The organism is Pseudomonas sp. SIMBA_041 (assembly GCF_046535095.1).
Classification (GTDB): Bacteria; Pseudomonadota; Gammaproteobacteria; order Pseudomonadales; family Pseudomonadaceae; genus Aquipseudomonas; species Aquipseudomonas mucoides.
In genome coordinates this window covers 764,950-779,249 of the sequence record NZ_JAWRXJ010000001.1, presented here as the reverse complement: position 1 = coordinate 779,249, position 14,300 = coordinate 764,950, and the positions used below count along the sequence as shown (strand labels likewise).

Annotated in this window: 12 protein-coding genes; 1 reads left to right on the top strand and 11 read right to left on the bottom strand. The window is 60.3% G+C overall.

The window, feature by feature from the left end:
• Positions 1-38: 38 nt before the first annotated feature.
• Genes trpC through SB725_RS03570 form a run of 3 tightly spaced genes read right to left on the bottom strand, consistent with a single transcriptional unit; the run spans position 39 to position 2,524 of the window.
• Positions 39-875 (bottom strand): indole-3-glycerol phosphate synthase TrpC, encoded by an 837-nt coding sequence (gene trpC / locus SB725_RS03580; protein ID WP_027926748.1) that lies wholly within the window; start codon positions 873-875, stop codon positions 39-41.
• On the bottom strand, positions 872-1,921 hold the full coding sequence (gene trpD, locus SB725_RS03575) for an anthranilate phosphoribosyltransferase (RefSeq protein ID WP_027926747.1): 1,050 nt from the start codon (positions 1,919-1,921) through the stop codon (positions 872-874). Before trpD ends, trpC begins: the two co-directional genes overlap by 4 nt.
• Before the next feature lie 9 nt (positions 1,922-1,930).
• Entirely contained in the window at positions 1,931-2,524 is a 594-nt protein-coding gene (locus SB725_RS03570; protein ID WP_007906885.1) for an aminodeoxychorismate/anthranilate synthase component II, read from the bottom strand.
• A 410-nt stretch (positions 2,525-2,934) separates the two neighbouring features.
• Here SB725_RS03570 and estP point away from each other — a divergent pair, with 410 nt between their 5' ends.
• On the top strand, positions 2,935-4,845 hold the full coding sequence (gene estP / locus SB725_RS03565; protein WP_027926746.1) for an esterase EstP: 1,911 nt from the start codon (positions 2,935-2,937) through the stop codon (positions 4,843-4,845).
• Between the two features lie 179 nt (positions 4,846-5,024).
• On the opposite strand, the gene trpE is transcribed toward estP, so the two are convergent.
• From trpE to SB725_RS03525, 8 genes are all read right to left on the bottom strand, one after another.
• Entirely contained in the window at positions 5,025-6,506 is a 1,482-nt protein-coding gene (gene trpE / locus SB725_RS03560; protein ID WP_027926745.1) for an anthranilate synthase component I, read from the bottom strand.
• A gap of 71 nt (positions 6,507-6,577) precedes the next feature.
• Positions 6,578-7,396 carry a phosphoglycolate phosphatase gene (locus tag SB725_RS03555; RefSeq protein WP_027926744.1) on the bottom strand — a complete coding sequence of 273 codons (819 nt, stop codon included), beginning with the start codon at positions 7,394-7,396 and terminating at the stop codon, positions 6,578-6,580.
• Complete coding sequence (gene rpe / locus SB725_RS03550; RefSeq protein ID WP_027926743.1) at positions 7,393-8,067, bottom strand: ribulose-phosphate 3-epimerase; 675 nt, start codon at positions 8,065-8,067, stop codon at positions 7,393-7,395. Before rpe ends, SB725_RS03555 begins: the two co-directional genes overlap by 4 nt.
• 117 nt (positions 8,068-8,184) lie before the next feature.
• Positions 8,185-9,333: an iron-containing alcohol dehydrogenase gene (locus SB725_RS03545; protein ID WP_059182079.1), complete on the bottom strand. Its 1,149-nt coding sequence runs from the start codon at positions 9,331-9,333 to the stop codon at positions 8,185-8,187.
• 221 nt (positions 9,334-9,554) lie between these two features.
• Positions 9,555-10,379: an ABC transporter permease gene (locus tag SB725_RS03540; RefSeq protein WP_027926741.1), complete on the bottom strand. Its 825-nt coding sequence runs from the start codon at positions 10,377-10,379 to the stop codon at positions 9,555-9,557.
• 12 nt (positions 10,380-10,391) lie between these two features.
• Positions 10,392-11,639: an ABC transporter permease gene (locus SB725_RS03535; protein ID WP_027926740.1), complete on the bottom strand. Its 1,248-nt coding sequence runs from the start codon at positions 11,637-11,639 to the stop codon at positions 10,392-10,394.
• Positions 11,640-11,837: 198 nt separating this feature from the next.
• On the bottom strand, positions 11,838-12,881 hold the full coding sequence (locus SB725_RS03530) for an ABC transporter substrate-binding protein (RefSeq protein WP_027926739.1): 1,044 nt from the start codon (positions 12,879-12,881) through the stop codon (positions 11,838-11,840).
• Between the two features lie 47 nt (positions 12,882-12,928).
• On the bottom strand, positions 12,929-14,053 hold the full coding sequence (locus SB725_RS03525) for an ABC transporter ATP-binding protein (RefSeq protein WP_027926738.1): 1,125 nt from the start codon (positions 14,051-14,053) through the stop codon (positions 12,929-12,931).
• Between the last annotated feature and the right edge of the window lie 247 nt (positions 14,054-14,300).

Genomic DNA, 14,300 nt, shown 5'->3' with positions numbered 1-14,300 from the left:
AGCTTGCTCGCGATAGGGTCGACTCGGTCTGCGTGTAATCAGTCGAGTGTAGAACCACTCACCGCAGTACCGCGCTCCGGAAAGAACAGTCGCTGCAACTCGGTCCCCGGGCTTTCGGCACGCATGAACGCTTCGCCGACCAGGAACGCATACACGTCGCTGATTTCCATCAATTCGACATCCGCACGGTTGAGGATGCCGCTTTCGGTAATCACCAGGCGATCACGAGGGATGCGCGGCAACAGGTCGAGGGTGGTTTCCAGGCTGACATCGAACGTGTGCAGGTTGCGGTTGTTGATGCCAACCAGCGGAGTGTCGAGGGTTTTCAAGGCCCGCTCCAGCTCGTCGCCGTCGTGAACTTCTACCAGCACATCGAGGCCGACACCTTTTGCCACGGCAGCCAGCTCGGCCATTTTCACGTCATCCAGTGCGGAGACGATCAACAACACGCAATCGGCGCCCAGCGCACGGGCTTCGACGATCTGATAAGGATCGATCATGAAATCCTTGCGGATCACCGGCAGTTTGCACGCCGCCCGGGCTTGTTGCAGATACGCATCGGCGCCCTGGAAGTAATCGATATCGGTCAGCACCGACAAACACGTCGCGCCGCCCTTCTCGTAGCTTTCGGCGATGTCGGCAGGAACGAAGTTCTCGCGGATCACGCCCTTGCTCGGCGAAGCTTTCTTGATTTCGGCAATCACCGCCGGTTGCTTGCGCTTGGCCTGCGCCAACAATGCCTGGGCGAAACCACGGGGTGCATCGGCCGCCTTGGCCAGACTTTCCAGCTCGGCCAGGCTCACACGAGCGCTACGCTCGGCGACTTCCTGGACCTTGCGCGCCAGAATGTTTTCCAGAACCGTCGGTACACTCATCCCTCATTCTCCACTCGAAATACCGCGGTAAATGCACCCAACTCCTCGAGTTTCTCCCGAGCAAGACCGGTGTGCAGCGCGTCGTGCGCCAAGGCAACGCCCTCTTTCAAACTGGTGGCATGGTCAGCGGCATACAGGGCGGCACCGGCATTGAGCATGATCATTTCGGCGGCTTTCAGACCGCTTTCGGTTTTGCGTTTGCCCAACGCATCGCGAATCAATTCCAGCGAGGCCGCCGGGCTTTCCACGGCCAGGCCATGCAGGCTCTGGCTCTTCATGCCCAGGTCTTCAGGCTCGACCCAATACTCGCTGATCTGGTCGTTCTTCAATTCCGCCACGAAGGTCGGCGCGGCCAGGCTGAATTCGTCCAGGCCATCTTTCGAATGCACCACCAGCACGTGCTTGCTGCCCAATCGCTGCAGGACTTCGGCCAATGGCCGGCACAGCGCCTGGTTGAACACGCCCACCACCTGATGTTTCACACCGGCCGGATTCGTAAGCGGGCCGAGCATGTTGAACAAGGTACGCAGGCCTAGATCCTTGCGCGGACCGGCGGCGTACTTCATGGCGCTGTGGTGAGTCTGGGCGAACATGAAACCGATGCCGACGTTGTCAATGCAACGCGCGACTTGAACCGGAGTCAGGTTCAGGTAGATCCCCGCCGCTTCCAGCAGATCGGCGCTGCCGCTTTTGCCCGAGACCGCACGGTTACCGTGCTTGGCCACGGTGCAACCGGCCGCCGCAACCACGAAAGCAGAAGCGGTCGACACGTTGAAAATGTTGGCACCGTCACCGCCGGTGCCGACCACGTCGACGACGCTGTCGAGGGTCTTGAGTTCGACCTTGTCCGCCAGCTCGCGCATGACCGACACGGCGCCGACGATTTCGTCGATGCTCTCGCTCTTCATGCGCATGGCCATCATGAATGCGCCGATCTGCGCATCTGTGCATTGGCCGGTCATGATTTCGCGCATCACATCACGCATTTCATCGGTGCTGAGGTCGAGGTGATCGACGATACGGCCCAGGGCTGTCTTGATATTCATGAAAGGTCCTTAGCGCGTGCCGCCGGTTTGTTTGAGGAAGTTAGCGAACAGTTCGTGGCCCTGCTCGGTCAGGATCGACTCAGGGTGGAACTGCACGCCTTCGATGTTCAGGGTTTTGTGGCGCAGGCCCATGATCTCGTCGACCGAGCCGTCTTCAAGCTGGGTCCAGGCGGTCAGCTCCAGGCAGTCGGGCAAGGTTTCACGCTTGACGATCAGCGAATGGTAGCGGGTGACCGTCAATGGACGATTCAGGCCTTCAAATACGCCCTTGTCCTCGTGGAATACCGGGCTAGTCTTACCGTGCATCACTTGACGGGCGCGCACCACATCACCACCAAAGGCCTGGCCGATGGACTGGTGGCCGAGGCAGACGCCAAGAATCGGCAGCTTGCCGGCGAAATGCTTGATCGCTTCAATCGATATCCCGGCTTCGGTCGGGGTGCAAGGACCGGGGGACACCACGATGCGCTCTGGGTTGAGGGCTTCGATTTCAGCGATGGTCAGTTCATCGTTGCGCACGACTTTGACCTGGGAGCCGAGCTCACCGAGGTACTGCACAACGTTGTAGGTAAAGGAGTCGTAGTTATCGATCATCAGCAACATGGCGTTTTTGAACCTCTTGAATTCACTGACTTTAAAGACAGCCTTCGAATGATTGACCCGCAGAGCGCTGCGCTTTGTCAGGTGCCGGAGTAGCGCCAGCAAAGCGGCATTTCAAACGGGTAAAGAAGGCAAAGCGGTACAGGTCCGGCGGAACCGGCAAAAGAATTCAGGCGCGCCAACGCCAGCGGGCGTGTGCCTTGATGACTTGATCCAGGAGTTTACTGATGATCAACACGGGGAAGGTCTCATTCATACGTCTCGGCACAGTAACTTAGCTGGGCAGAGCGTGCAATATGGCCGGGGCTGCTGCTCGCGAAACTCTCAAAGGCTTCGCGACGGATGGCAAAAGGCCGGACGTTTTTGGTACTGTCGTTTTGTTCTCCTAAAACAATAAATAAACGGACTTGCTCATGATCAAACAGACGTTGTTTGTACCGCTCGCAGGATGCTTGCTCGCCATGGCCTGCGCTCAAGCGTACGCCGCACCGAATCCGTACACCCATTTCGTCGTCTTCGGCGACAGCCTCAACGATGCCGGCACCTTTGCCGACACCGGCGGGCCTGCCGGAGCGACTCAGCGGTATACCAACCGGACGGGACCGGTTTATCTGGATGGCAGCGGCGAAGTCCGCTCGCTCAACTCCACGCAGATTCTCGGTGGCAAACTGGGGTACACCGCGGACCAGACCGCTTCATCGTCTTCGGCGGTGCGCGCCAGCAATGGCCAGCCCGATGGCAACAACTGGGCCGTCGGCGGTTATCGCACCGATCAGATTCTCGATTCGATCACTAGCACGTCCGCCACCGGCGATCGCACCCGTGCCGGATACTTGCCATCGAACAACTTCCGGGCTGACCCGAACGCGCTGTATTACCTGTCGGGTGGCGGCAACGACTTCCTGCAAGGGCGCGTGACCAGCCTGCCCCAGGCCAGCGCCGCCGCCGATCGACTGGCCAACAGCGTGCAGACGCTGCAAACCGCCGGTGCCAAATACATCATGGTCTGGCTGCTGCCCGACATCGGCCTGACGCCGGCAATCAACGGCAGCCCGCTGCAAGCGTTCACCTCACAGCTCAGCGCCCAGTTCAACACGGAGCTGGTGAGCAGACTGCAGAACATCAATGCCGAAGTGATCCCGCTGAACATTCCGGTGTTGCTCAATGAGGCGTTCGCCAATCCGGCGCAGTTCGGCTTGGCGACGGACCAGAACCTGACCGCGACCTGCTTCAGCGGTAGCGGCTGCACCGAGAACACCCGTTACGGCATCAACAGCGCCACCCCCGACCCGACCAAGCTGATCTACAACGACTCGGTGCACCCGACCGAAGCCGGGCAACGCCTGATTGCCGATTACGCGTATTCGCTGTTGTCGGCGCCGTGGGAGCTGACGCTGCTGCCGCAAATGGCCCAAGGCACCTTGCGCGCACACCAGGATGAACTGCGCAACCAATGGCTGGCCGATTGGGAAAACTGGCAAGGCGTCGGCCAATGGCGCGCCATTGTTTCCGGCGGTGGCCAGCATCAGGACTTTGATGGTCAGGACAGCGTCGTCAGCGCCGACGGCAATGGTTACAACCTGAACATCGGCGGCAGCTATCGCCTCGACGATGCCTGGCGCGTGGGCGTAGCGGCCGGTTTCTATAACCAGAAACTCGAAGCCGGGACGAACGACTCCGACTACAAGCTCAACACTTACCTGGGCACCGCATTCGCCCAATACCAACAAAATCGTATATGGGCTGACATGGCGTTGACCGCCGGGCATCTGGACTACGACAGCCTCAAGCGTAAATTCCAGCTGGGCGCCAACGAGCGCAGCGAGAAAGGCGACACCAGTGGCTTCGTCGAAGCCTTCAGCGCCCGCATCGGCTATGACATCGCCCAACAGGCCAGCAGCCCTTGGCACCTGTCGCCGTTTGTCAGCGCCGACTTCTCCAAGGTCAAAGTCGATGGTTATTCAGAGGACGGCAATGATTCCACAGCGCTGACCTATGGCGACCAGGACAGTATTTCCCGCCGCCTCGGCATCGGTTTGCAGGGCAAATACCAGATCACCCCACAAACCCAGGTATTCGGTGAAATGGCTCACGAGCGTGAGTACAACGACGATACCCAGGACGTGGCGATCAACCTCAACACCCTGCCAAACAACCAGTTCACGCTGGAAGGCTACACCCCGCAAACCAACCTGAACCGGGTGAACCTGGGGGTGAGCCACAACCTCACCAAGGAACTGGCACTGCGCGCCAGCTATAACATTCGCAAGGATGACGACTTTACCCAGCAAGGGATTAATTTAGGGGTTGCGTTGGACTTCTAACTCGATCGGCCATAAAAAACGCGGCGCCTTCACAGGCGCCGCGTTTTTTTTTGGGTGTTCGCACGCCCCCTTGTAGGAGTGAGCCTGCTCGCGATGGCGATAGGCCAGGCGACATCTATGTTGGCTGTGCTGGCCTCATCGCGAGCAGGCTCACTCCTACAGGGAAGTATTGCGTGGACTCAGGTGTCCGGGGTTTGTTCGGCCAGGGCCACGGCGCGGAACATCGCGCGGCGTTTGTTCAGGGTTTCTTCCCACTCCAGCGCCGGTACCGAGTCGGCCACGATGCCGCCACCGGCCTGCACGTGCAGTTCGCCGTTCTTGATTACCGCCGTGCGAATCGCAATCGCGGTGTCCATGTTGCCGTTCCAGGCAAAGTAACCGACCGCGCCGCCGTAGACGCCACGTTTTACCGGTTCCAGTTCGTCGATGATTTCCATCGCACGAATCTTCGGCGCACCGGACAACGTGCCCGCCGGCAGGATCGCCCGCAGCGCGTCCATCGCCGTCAGCCCGGCCTTCAACTGCCCGGTGACGTTGGACACGATGTGCATCACGTTGGAATAACGCTCGATGACCATTTTCTCGGTGAGTTTCACCGAACCGATTTCCGAGACCCGACCGGTGTCGTTACGGCCCAGGTCGATCAGCATCAAGTGCTCGGCGATCTCCTTGTCGTCGGACAGCAGGTCTTTTTCCAGCGCCAGGTCGGCCTCTTCGTTGGCCCCGCGTGGACGGGTGCCGGCAATCGGGCGCACGGTGATCAGGTTGTCTTCGACCCGCACCAGCACTTCCGGCGAACTGCCGACGACATGGAAGTCGCCGAAGTTGAAGAAGTACATATAAGGCGTCGGGTTGAAGCAACGCAGCGCCCGGTACAGATCGATCGGTGCAGCCTTGAAGTCGATCGACATGCGCTGGGACGGCACGACCTGCATGCAGTCGCCGGCCAGGATGTATTCCTTGATAGTGTCGACGGCTTTTTCGTAATCGTCCTGGGTGAAACTCGAACGGAACACCGGATCAGCCGACTGCTGTTTGCTGAAATCCAGGCCACGGCGCGGCGTGATCGGCTGGCGAAGTTTTTCCAGCAGTTCTTCCAGACGTTCCAGGCCATGCTCGAATGCACCGTCTTGCGCCGGGTCGGCCAGCACAATCGCGTGCATCTTGCCGGCGAGGTTGTCGAACACCACCACCGCGTCGGAGACCATCAGCAGAATGTCCGGCACGCCCAGTGGATCCGGGTTCGGGCATTTGCCCAGACGCTTCTCCACATACCGCACGCAGTCATAACCGAAGTACCCCACCAGGCCGCCGTTGAAGCGCGGCAGACCGGCGATGGTCGGCACGTTGTAGCGGGCCTTGAAGGTTTCGACGAACGCCAGCGGGTCTTCCACGTCGTGGCTTTCGGTCTCGATGCCGTCGACGGTCACGCTGACGTGATGGTCATGCACGCGCAGCACGGTGCGGCATGGCAGGCCGATGATCGAGTAACGGCCCCACTTCTCCCCGCCCTGAACCGATTCCAGCAGGTAGGAGTTCGGCTCGTCGGCCAGTTTCAGGTAGATCGACAGCGGCGTGTCGAAGTCAGCCAGGGTTTCGCAGGCAAGCGGGATGCGGTTGTAGCCGGCAGCGGCCAAACGCAGGAATTCTTCGCGGATCATGGGGTAGCCTCGTGGCTTGAGGGTCTAACAGTCAGGTATGCAAACGCGCCGGTAGGCCGGCCAGGAACAAGTCAGGCGCGCCAACGCCAGCGGGCCAGGGCCTTGATGACTTTCATCCAGAGTTTGCGAGTGACCACCACGATGGCGTTTCCAGCAGGGGGTTGAACAGCGTCGGGCAACGTTATCTCAGCGGCCGGATCCAGGCAACCGGGAATTAGCTTGCGCAGATCGTCGATCACCAGCGCCGGCGACTCTTCGGCAATCGGCCGGCCATGGTTGTAGCCATAACTGAGCGCCACACACTTGACCCCTGCCGCTTTCGCCGCCAGCACATCGCTGCGCGAATCGCCGACGAACAAGGACTGCGAGGCCGGAATGTTGGCCATTTTCATCACGAAAAACAGCGCGGCCGGGTCAGGTTTCTTCTGCGGCAAGGTATCGCCGCCGATGATCCATTTGAAGTAGCGGCCGATTTTCATCTGATCCAGCAGCGGCGCGACGAAGCGTTCCGGCTTGTTGGTGATCAGCGCCATTTCCACGCCTTGTTTATTCAGCCACTTGAGGGTGTCACGCACACCGGGGTAAACCACGGTCAGCTCATGGCTCGCGCCATAGGCCTGCATGAAAATCTCCAGCGCGTGTTCAGCCTCGACGTCATCAACCGTCGAGTGCTCGATGTCACCCGCCAGCGCACGACGCACCAATACCGGCGCGCCGTTACCGACCCATTCCCGTACCGACTCGAGGCCCGCGGGTTTGCGGCCCAGCTTGAGCAGCATGTGATCCACAGCCGCTGCGAGGTCCGGGACCGAATCGATCAACGTGCCATCCAGATCGAACATCACCAGCCGCGGCAGACGCCCCGGGAACAGCTGCTCAAAACCACTCATGGGCGAGCCAGCGCCAGTTCGGCACGCATCTTCTCGATCACTTCCTGATAGTTCGGCGCGTTGAAAATCGCCGACCCTGCGACGAAGGTGTCCGCGCCCGCCGCAGCGATTTCACGAATGTTGTTCACATTGACGCCACCGTCGATTTCCAGGCGGATGTCACGCCCCGAGGCGTCGATCAAGGCGCGCGCCTGGCGCAGCTTGTCGAGGGTGCCGGGGATGAATTTCTGCCCGCCGAAGCCTGGGTTGACGCTCATCAGCAAGATCATGTCGACCTTGTCCATCACGTATTCGAGCACACTCAGCGGGGTTGCCGGGTTGAACACCAGGCCCGATTTGCAACCGCCCTCGCGGATCAGTTGCAGGGAACGGTCGACGTGCTGTGAGGCCTCCGGGTGGAAGGTGATGTAGGTCGCGCCGGCTTCGATGAAGTCACCGACGATGCGGTCCACCGGGCTGACCATCAGGTGCGCGTCGATCGGCGCGGTCACGCCGTACTTGCGCAGCGCCGCGCACACCATCGGGCCGATGGTCAGGTTCGGCACATAGTGGTTGTCCATGACATCGAAGTGCACGAAGTCGGCACCGGCGGCCAGGACGTTGTCCACTTCTTCACCCAGGCGGGCGAAGTCGGCGGAGAGAATCGACGGAGCAATGACGAAGGGCTGCATGACGCACCTTTTTTGAGCAGAATCACGATGGCGCGCATTGTATACCTCATAGTTTGGCGCGCGCACTGTGACCGCGATGATTGGGGCTGCCTTCGATCAATTTGCGCTGGCAGCGCTCTAGTACGCCGCCCGGTAGATCTTCTCGATATCGACGGCGCTCAATTTGCGAGGATTATTGCGCATCAGGCGCTCGATCCCCGCCGCTTCTGCGGCCATGGCCGGGATCGCATCTTCGGGAACACCGAAACTGCGCAGGCCCAACGGGATTTCTACCGCAGTGCACAGAGCCGTCATCGCCTCCACGGCTTTGTCCGCCGCTTCGTTGGCGCTCAAATGAGCGGTCTTCACCCCCATGGCCTCGGCAATATCCTGCATGCGCTCGACACAGGCCATCTTGTTCCAGGTCATGACATAGGGCAGCAACAAGGCGTTGCTGACACCATGTGCAATGTTGAAACGTCCGCCCAGTGGATACGCCAACGCATGCACCGCGCCGACCCCGGCATTGCCGAACGCCATGCCCGCCATCAGGCTGGCGGTGGCCATGTCTTCGCGCGCTTGCAGGTTGGACGGATTGGCATAGGCCTTGGGCAACGCCTTGGCGATCAGCTTGATGGCGCCGATGGCCAGGGCGTCGGTAATCGGCGAGGCGTTGACGGACAGGTAGGATTCGATGGCGTGCACCAGCGCGTCGACGCCACTGGCGGCGGTGACACTGCGCGGACAGGTCAGGGTCATTTGCGGACTGACCAGCGCCACGTCTGGCAATAGATAGTCGCTGACGATGCCTTTTTTCAGCTGCGCGACCTTGTCGGAAAGGATCGCCACGTTGGTGACTTCCGAACCGGTGCCGGCAGTAGTCGGGATCGCGATCAGCGGCGGCCCCTTGCGCGGCACCTGATCGATGCCGAACAAATCTTCCAGCGCACCGTGGTAACCGGCATACGCCGCCACGCTCTTGGCGATGTCGATGGCACTGCCGCCGCCCAGACCGATCAAGCCGTCATGCCCGCCGTCGCGGTATACCCGCATGCAGTCTTCGACGATGGCAATTTCCGGGTCTGGCAGCACCCGGTCGAATATCTCGTAGGACCGGCCCCCCAGCTGCGCCAGCGCCAATTCGACCGTGCCGGACTTGACCAGCGCGGCATCGGTGACGATCAGCGGGTTGTCGACATCCAGACGGGTCAGTTCAGCGGCGAGCTGCTCGATGGCACCTGCGCCGGTGATCAGTTTGTGAGCGATTTTGAAAGAGGAAAGACTCATCGTGCGCAGCCTCTTATAGATAGGGGAGCTGGGCACAATAGTAGCTGGGGATTGGGGTTTGTCTGCTATTCGGGTCGTGAATGACCAACGATCTCGAACACCGCACAAAACCAATGTGGGAGCGAGCTTGCTCGCGATGACTGACTAACATTCAACATTGATGTCGACTGATAGTCCGCTATCGCGAGCAAGCTCGCTCCCACAGGGGATGGTGTGTGGCGTTAGACCTGGGCGGTGCGCAGTTTTTCGCTGCGACCGCGCAGCCATTCCAGGGTCAGCAACAGGATCACCGAGAAGGCGATCAGCAATGTCGCTGCGGCGGCGATGGTCGGGCTGAGGTTTTCGCGGATCCCGCTGAACATCTGCCGTGGCAAGGTCGCTTGCTCGGGGCCGGCGAGGAACAACGTCACCACCACTTCATCGAACGACGTCGCGAAGGCAAACAGCGCCCCCGAAATCACGCCCGGCGCAATCAGCGGCAACGTCACCCGGCGAAACGCGGTCAGTGGCGAAGCACCCAGGCTTGCCGCGGCGCGCACCAGATTATGGTTGAACCCCTGCAAGGTCGCCGACACCGTGATGATCACAAACGGCACACCCAGCACCGCGTGCACCACGATCAGCGAGAAGAAGCTGTTGCCCAACCCCAGCGGGGCAAAGAACAGGTAACTCGCCACACCGATAATCACCACCGGCACCACCATCGGCGAAATCACCAGCGCCATGACCAGCGCCTTGCCGGGAAAATCACCGCGGGTCAGGCCAATCGCCGCCAGCGTCCCGAAGACCATCGCCAGCACCGTCGCCGCCGGGGCGACAATGATGCTGTTCTTCAATGCACGCATCCATTCGGCCGAGGCAAAGAAGTCCTGGTACCAGTGCAGCGAGAAACCTTGCAGCGGGTACACGAGGAAACTGCCCGAGTTGAACGACAGCGGAATGATCACCAGCACCGGCAGAATCAGAAACAACAGGATCAAGCCGCAGAGAATCCGCAAGCTGTAGAACCACACCCGCTCAACGGGCGACATATAAGGACTCAGCATTTCGTTCTCCCCTTAGCTCAGGCGCAGGCGACTGGCGCCCACCAGCCAGCTGTAAATCAGATAAAGCACCACGGTCGCCAGCAGCAGAAGCCCACCGAGTGCGGTCGCCATGCCCCAGTTGATGCTGGTGTTGGTGTAGAAGGCGACGAAGTAGCTGACCATCTGATCGTTCGGGCTGCCCAGCAACGCCGGGGTGATGTAGTAGCCGATGGCGAGGATGAACACCAACAGGCAACCGGCGCCGACACCGGCATAGGTCTGCGGGAAGTACACCCGCCAAAAGCTGGCGAACGGGTGGCAGCCGAGGGAAATCGCTGCGCGCATGTACGTCGGCGAGATGCCTTTCATGACGCTGTAGATCGGCAGGATCATGAACGGCAGCAGAATGTGCACCATGGAGATGTAGACCCCGGTGCGGTTGAACACCAGTTCCAGCGGTTTATCGATGATGCCCATGGCCATCAGGCCGCTGTTGATCAGCCCGCCCGATTGCAGCAACACGATCCACGCGGCGACGCGCACCAGGATCGAGGTCCAGAACGGCAACAGGACCAGAATCATCAACAGGTTGCTTTGACGCGATGGCAGGTTCGCCAGCAGGTAAGCCAATGGATACGCGAGCAGCAGGCAGATCACCGTAATGATCAGGCCCATCCAGAAGGTCCGGGCGAAGATGTCGAGATAGATCGCCTGGTCAGGTGTGGCCGGGGCGATTTCACCGAGGTCATCGATACGATGATCGACCGCCGCCAACAGGTAGAAAGGCGTGATGCTGCTGGCGTTGCGGCGCACCGCTTGCCAGTAGGCCGGGTCGCCCCAGCGTTCGTCGAGACCTTCCAGTGCTTCTTTATAAGAGGCCGGCTCGGTGGCAAACGGCAAGGCGCGGGCGGTTTTGGTCAGCAGGCTGCGGTAGCCGGCCAGTTCCATGTTCAGGCGCTTGGACAAATCGCCCAGGGTTTGATTCTTGCGGGCTTCGGCGAGGTCTTCGCTGGCCGCTTTGTAAACCGGTTCAGCGGGCAGGCCTCGGCCGTCCCAACTGGCGATGGCGGACACGGTGCGTGGCATACCGCCGACCACTTCCGGGTTGCCCACGCTTTTGTAGAGCAGCGCCACGATCGGCACCAGGAACACCAGCAACAGAAACAGCACCAGCGGCGCGATCAAGGCCTGGGCTTTCCAGCGGTTGACCCGCTCGGCGTGCCGGAGTCGCTGCTTCAAGGTGGGGTCAGTGCCCGCGTTCAGGGGAATGGCGGTGGCCATGGCGTACTCCGGAAATCTTTGATCGTTACAGAGGCGGTAAACACCGCCTCGAACTTTTAGTACTGATCGTTCCCACGCTCTGCATGGGAACGCATCCAGTGACGCTCTGCGTCACAGGGACGCGGAGCGTCCCGGGCGGCATTCCCACGCAGAGCGTGGGAACGATCATCCGGCGAACCGTCGTCCTGTGCGACTCGCTTACTTCGCAGCCCAGGAATTGAAGCGCTGTTCCAGTTGCTCGCCGTTGTCAGCCCAGAAGCTGACGTCGATCTGCACCTGGTTGGCGATGTTTTCCGGGGTGGTCGGCATGTCTTTCAGGACATCCTTGGACAGCAACGGTACGGCTTGGGTGTTGGCCGGGCCGTAAGCGATGTTTTCCGAGTAGGTCTTCTGCTGCTGCGGCATCACCGAGAAAGCGATGAATTTCTTCGCCGCTTCAGCGCGTGTCTTGTCCAGGCCTTTTGGAATCGCCCATGCGTCGAAGTCATAGATGCCGCCGTTCCACACGACTTTCAGGTTGCTTTCTTTCTGCACGGCAGCGATCCGGCCGTTGTAGGCCGAGCTCATGACCACGTCACCGGAAGCGAGGTACTGCGGCGGTTGTGCACCGGCTTCCCACCACTGGATATTGGGCTTCAGCTCATCGAGCTTCTTGAATGCGCGGTCCTGACCATCCTTGCCGGCCAGTACTTTGTAGACGTCTTTGGGCGCAACGCCGTCGGCCATCAGAGCGAATTCCAGGGTGTACTTGGCGCCTTTACGCAGGCCACGCTTGCCCGGGAATTTCTTGGTGTCCCAGAAATCCACCCAGCTGGTTGGCGCGGAAGCCAGTTTGTCGGCGTTGTAGGCCAGCACGGTCGACCACACGAAGAAACCCACGCCGCACGGCTGGATAGCACCTTTGACGTAGTCTTCGGTTTTGCCGAACAGCTTCGGATCCAGCTGCTCGAACATGTCTTCGTCGCAACCACGGGACAGTTCTGGCGATTCAACTTCTACCAGGTCCCAAGACACGCTCTTGGTGTCGACCATGGCTTTGACCTTGGCCATTTCGCCGTTGTACTCGCCCGCCACGATCTTGCCGTTGCCTGCCGCTTCCCACGGTGCGTAGAAGGCTTTGACCTGCGCCGCCTTGTTCGCCCCGCCAAAGGACACCACAGTCAGGTCCGGACCCGCCGCCATCGCGTGTGCCGCACCGATCATGCCCATGACCAGGGCGGTGAATTTCAGGGATCTCAACATTTATTGTTCTCTCCACGTGCAGGGTTGGTGTTGGTATTGCGGGGGCGTTAGTGCGCCTCTAGAAGTGGGTCGAGCGCGCGAACGTGTTCGACCTGCCAGCCAAGCGGTACCACGTCGCCGACAGCCAGCGCGGGATCAAGCTCGGCAATCGGTTGTTTCACGAAGAAGTCGGTCTTGCCGCAGACTTCCAGGCGAACCCGGACGTGATCGCCCAGATAGATGAATTCCGCCACCCTCCCTGAGAAGCGGTTGACGCATGACTCGCTTGAACCGTTGAGGCTGATGCGCTCGGGACGAATCGACAGCGTGACCGGCTCACCGGTCTTGCCGACGTTGACCGCCAGCGCTTCAACTTTTTCGCCGCGACTCAGTTCAACGATGCAGCGATCACCGGTCTGACTGTGCAGGCGGCCGTTAAGGCGGTTGTTCTCGCCGATGAAGTTGGCGACGAAGGTGTTTTTCGGTTCTTCGTAAAGGGTGCGCGGCGGTGCGATCTGCTGGATCTCGCCCTGGTGGAACACCGCTACCCGGTCGGACATGGTCAGGGCTTCGCCCTGGTCGTGGGTCACGTAAACCACGGTCACGCCGAGGCGCTGATGCAGGTGTTTGATCTCCATCTGCATGTGTTCGCGCAGTTGTTTGTCGAGTGCACCAAGGGGTTCGTCCATCAACACCAGCTGCGGTTCGAACACCAAGGCACGGGCCAGCGCTACACGCTGTTGCTGACCGCCGGACAGTTGTGCCGGATAACGCTGAGCAAAGGCGTCGAGCTGGACCATGCTCAGGACTTTTTTGACCTTGTCGCTGACGTCGCTTTTGTTCAGGCCGCGCACGGTCAGCGGGAACGCGAGGTTCTCGGCGACGGTCATGTGCGGGAACAACGCGTAGTTCTGGAACACCATGCCGATGTCACGCTTGTGTGGCGGCACGTTGTTGATGGAACGCCCGGCCAGCAGGATTTCGCCTGCGGTCGGTGTTTCGAAACCGGCGAGCATCATCAGGCTGGTGGTCTTGCCGGAACCGGACGGCCCGAGCAAGGTGAGGAATTCGCCTTTGCGAATGTCCAGGTTGAGGTCTTTGACGATCAGGTTCTCGCCGTCGTAGCTTTTCTGCACTCCACGAAAGCTGACCAGAATGTCACTGGCCCCTGCGCTTGAATCGACCTGGCTCATACCCACACCTTTGTTATTGATGACTGCTGTGGGACTAAGCCTAGTGGACCCTGCCGACCACGCAAATCGGGGCGCAGGAGAGAATCGCCTCAGCCGTATGGAAGGTTTGGGGTAGGGATCGCCCTACAAGGATGGCGCGTTTTGACAAATGCAGCTGCAAGCTTTCAGCTACAAGCCGCAAGAACAGGAAGAGGCGGGGCTCCAGGCATGTCGCAAATGGATATGGCGACGCTTCACCCGTTGTAGG

What these genes read in the sequence shown, in the direction of transcription:
- trpC (WP_027926748.1), bottom strand. Translation starts at nt 875, where the DNA reads ATGAGTGTACCGACGGTTCTGGAAAACATTCTGGCGCGCAAGGTCCAG.
- trpD (WP_027926747.1), bottom strand. Translation starts at nt 1,921, where the DNA reads ATGAATATCAAGACAGCCCTGGGCCGTATCGTCGATCACCTCGACCTC.
- SB725_RS03570 (WP_007906885.1), bottom strand. Translation starts at nt 2,524, where the DNA reads ATGTTGCTGATGATCGATAACTACGACTCCTTTACCTACAACGTTGTG.
- estP (WP_027926746.1), top strand. Translation starts at nt 2,935, where the DNA reads ATGATCAAACAGACGTTGTTTGTACCGCTCGCAGGATGCTTGCTCGCC.
- trpE (WP_027926745.1), bottom strand. Translation starts at nt 6,506, where the DNA reads ATGATCCGCGAAGAATTCCTGCGTTTGGCCGCTGCCGGCTACAACCGC.
- SB725_RS03555 (WP_027926744.1), bottom strand. Translation starts at nt 7,396, where the DNA reads ATGAGTGGTTTTGAGCAGCTGTTCCCGGGGCGTCTGCCGCGGCTGGTG.
- rpe (WP_027926743.1), bottom strand. Translation starts at nt 8,067, where the DNA reads ATGCAGCCCTTCGTCATTGCTCCGTCGATTCTCTCCGCCGACTTCGCC.
- SB725_RS03545 (WP_059182079.1), bottom strand. Translation starts at nt 9,333, where the DNA reads ATGAGTCTTTCCTCTTTCAAAATCGCTCACAAACTGATCACCGGCGCA.
- SB725_RS03540 (WP_027926741.1), bottom strand. Translation starts at nt 10,379, where the DNA reads ATGCTGAGTCCTTATATGTCGCCCGTTGAGCGGGTGTGGTTCTACAGC.
- SB725_RS03535 (WP_027926740.1), bottom strand. Translation starts at nt 11,639, where the DNA reads ATGGCCACCGCCATTCCCCTGAACGCGGGCACTGACCCCACCTTGAAG.
- SB725_RS03530 (WP_027926739.1), bottom strand. Translation starts at nt 12,881, where the DNA reads ATGTTGAGATCCCTGAAATTCACCGCCCTGGTCATGGGCATGATCGGT.
- SB725_RS03525 (WP_027926738.1), bottom strand. Translation starts at nt 14,053, where the DNA reads ATGAGCCAGGTCGATTCAAGCGCAGGGGCCAGTGACATTCTGGTCAGC.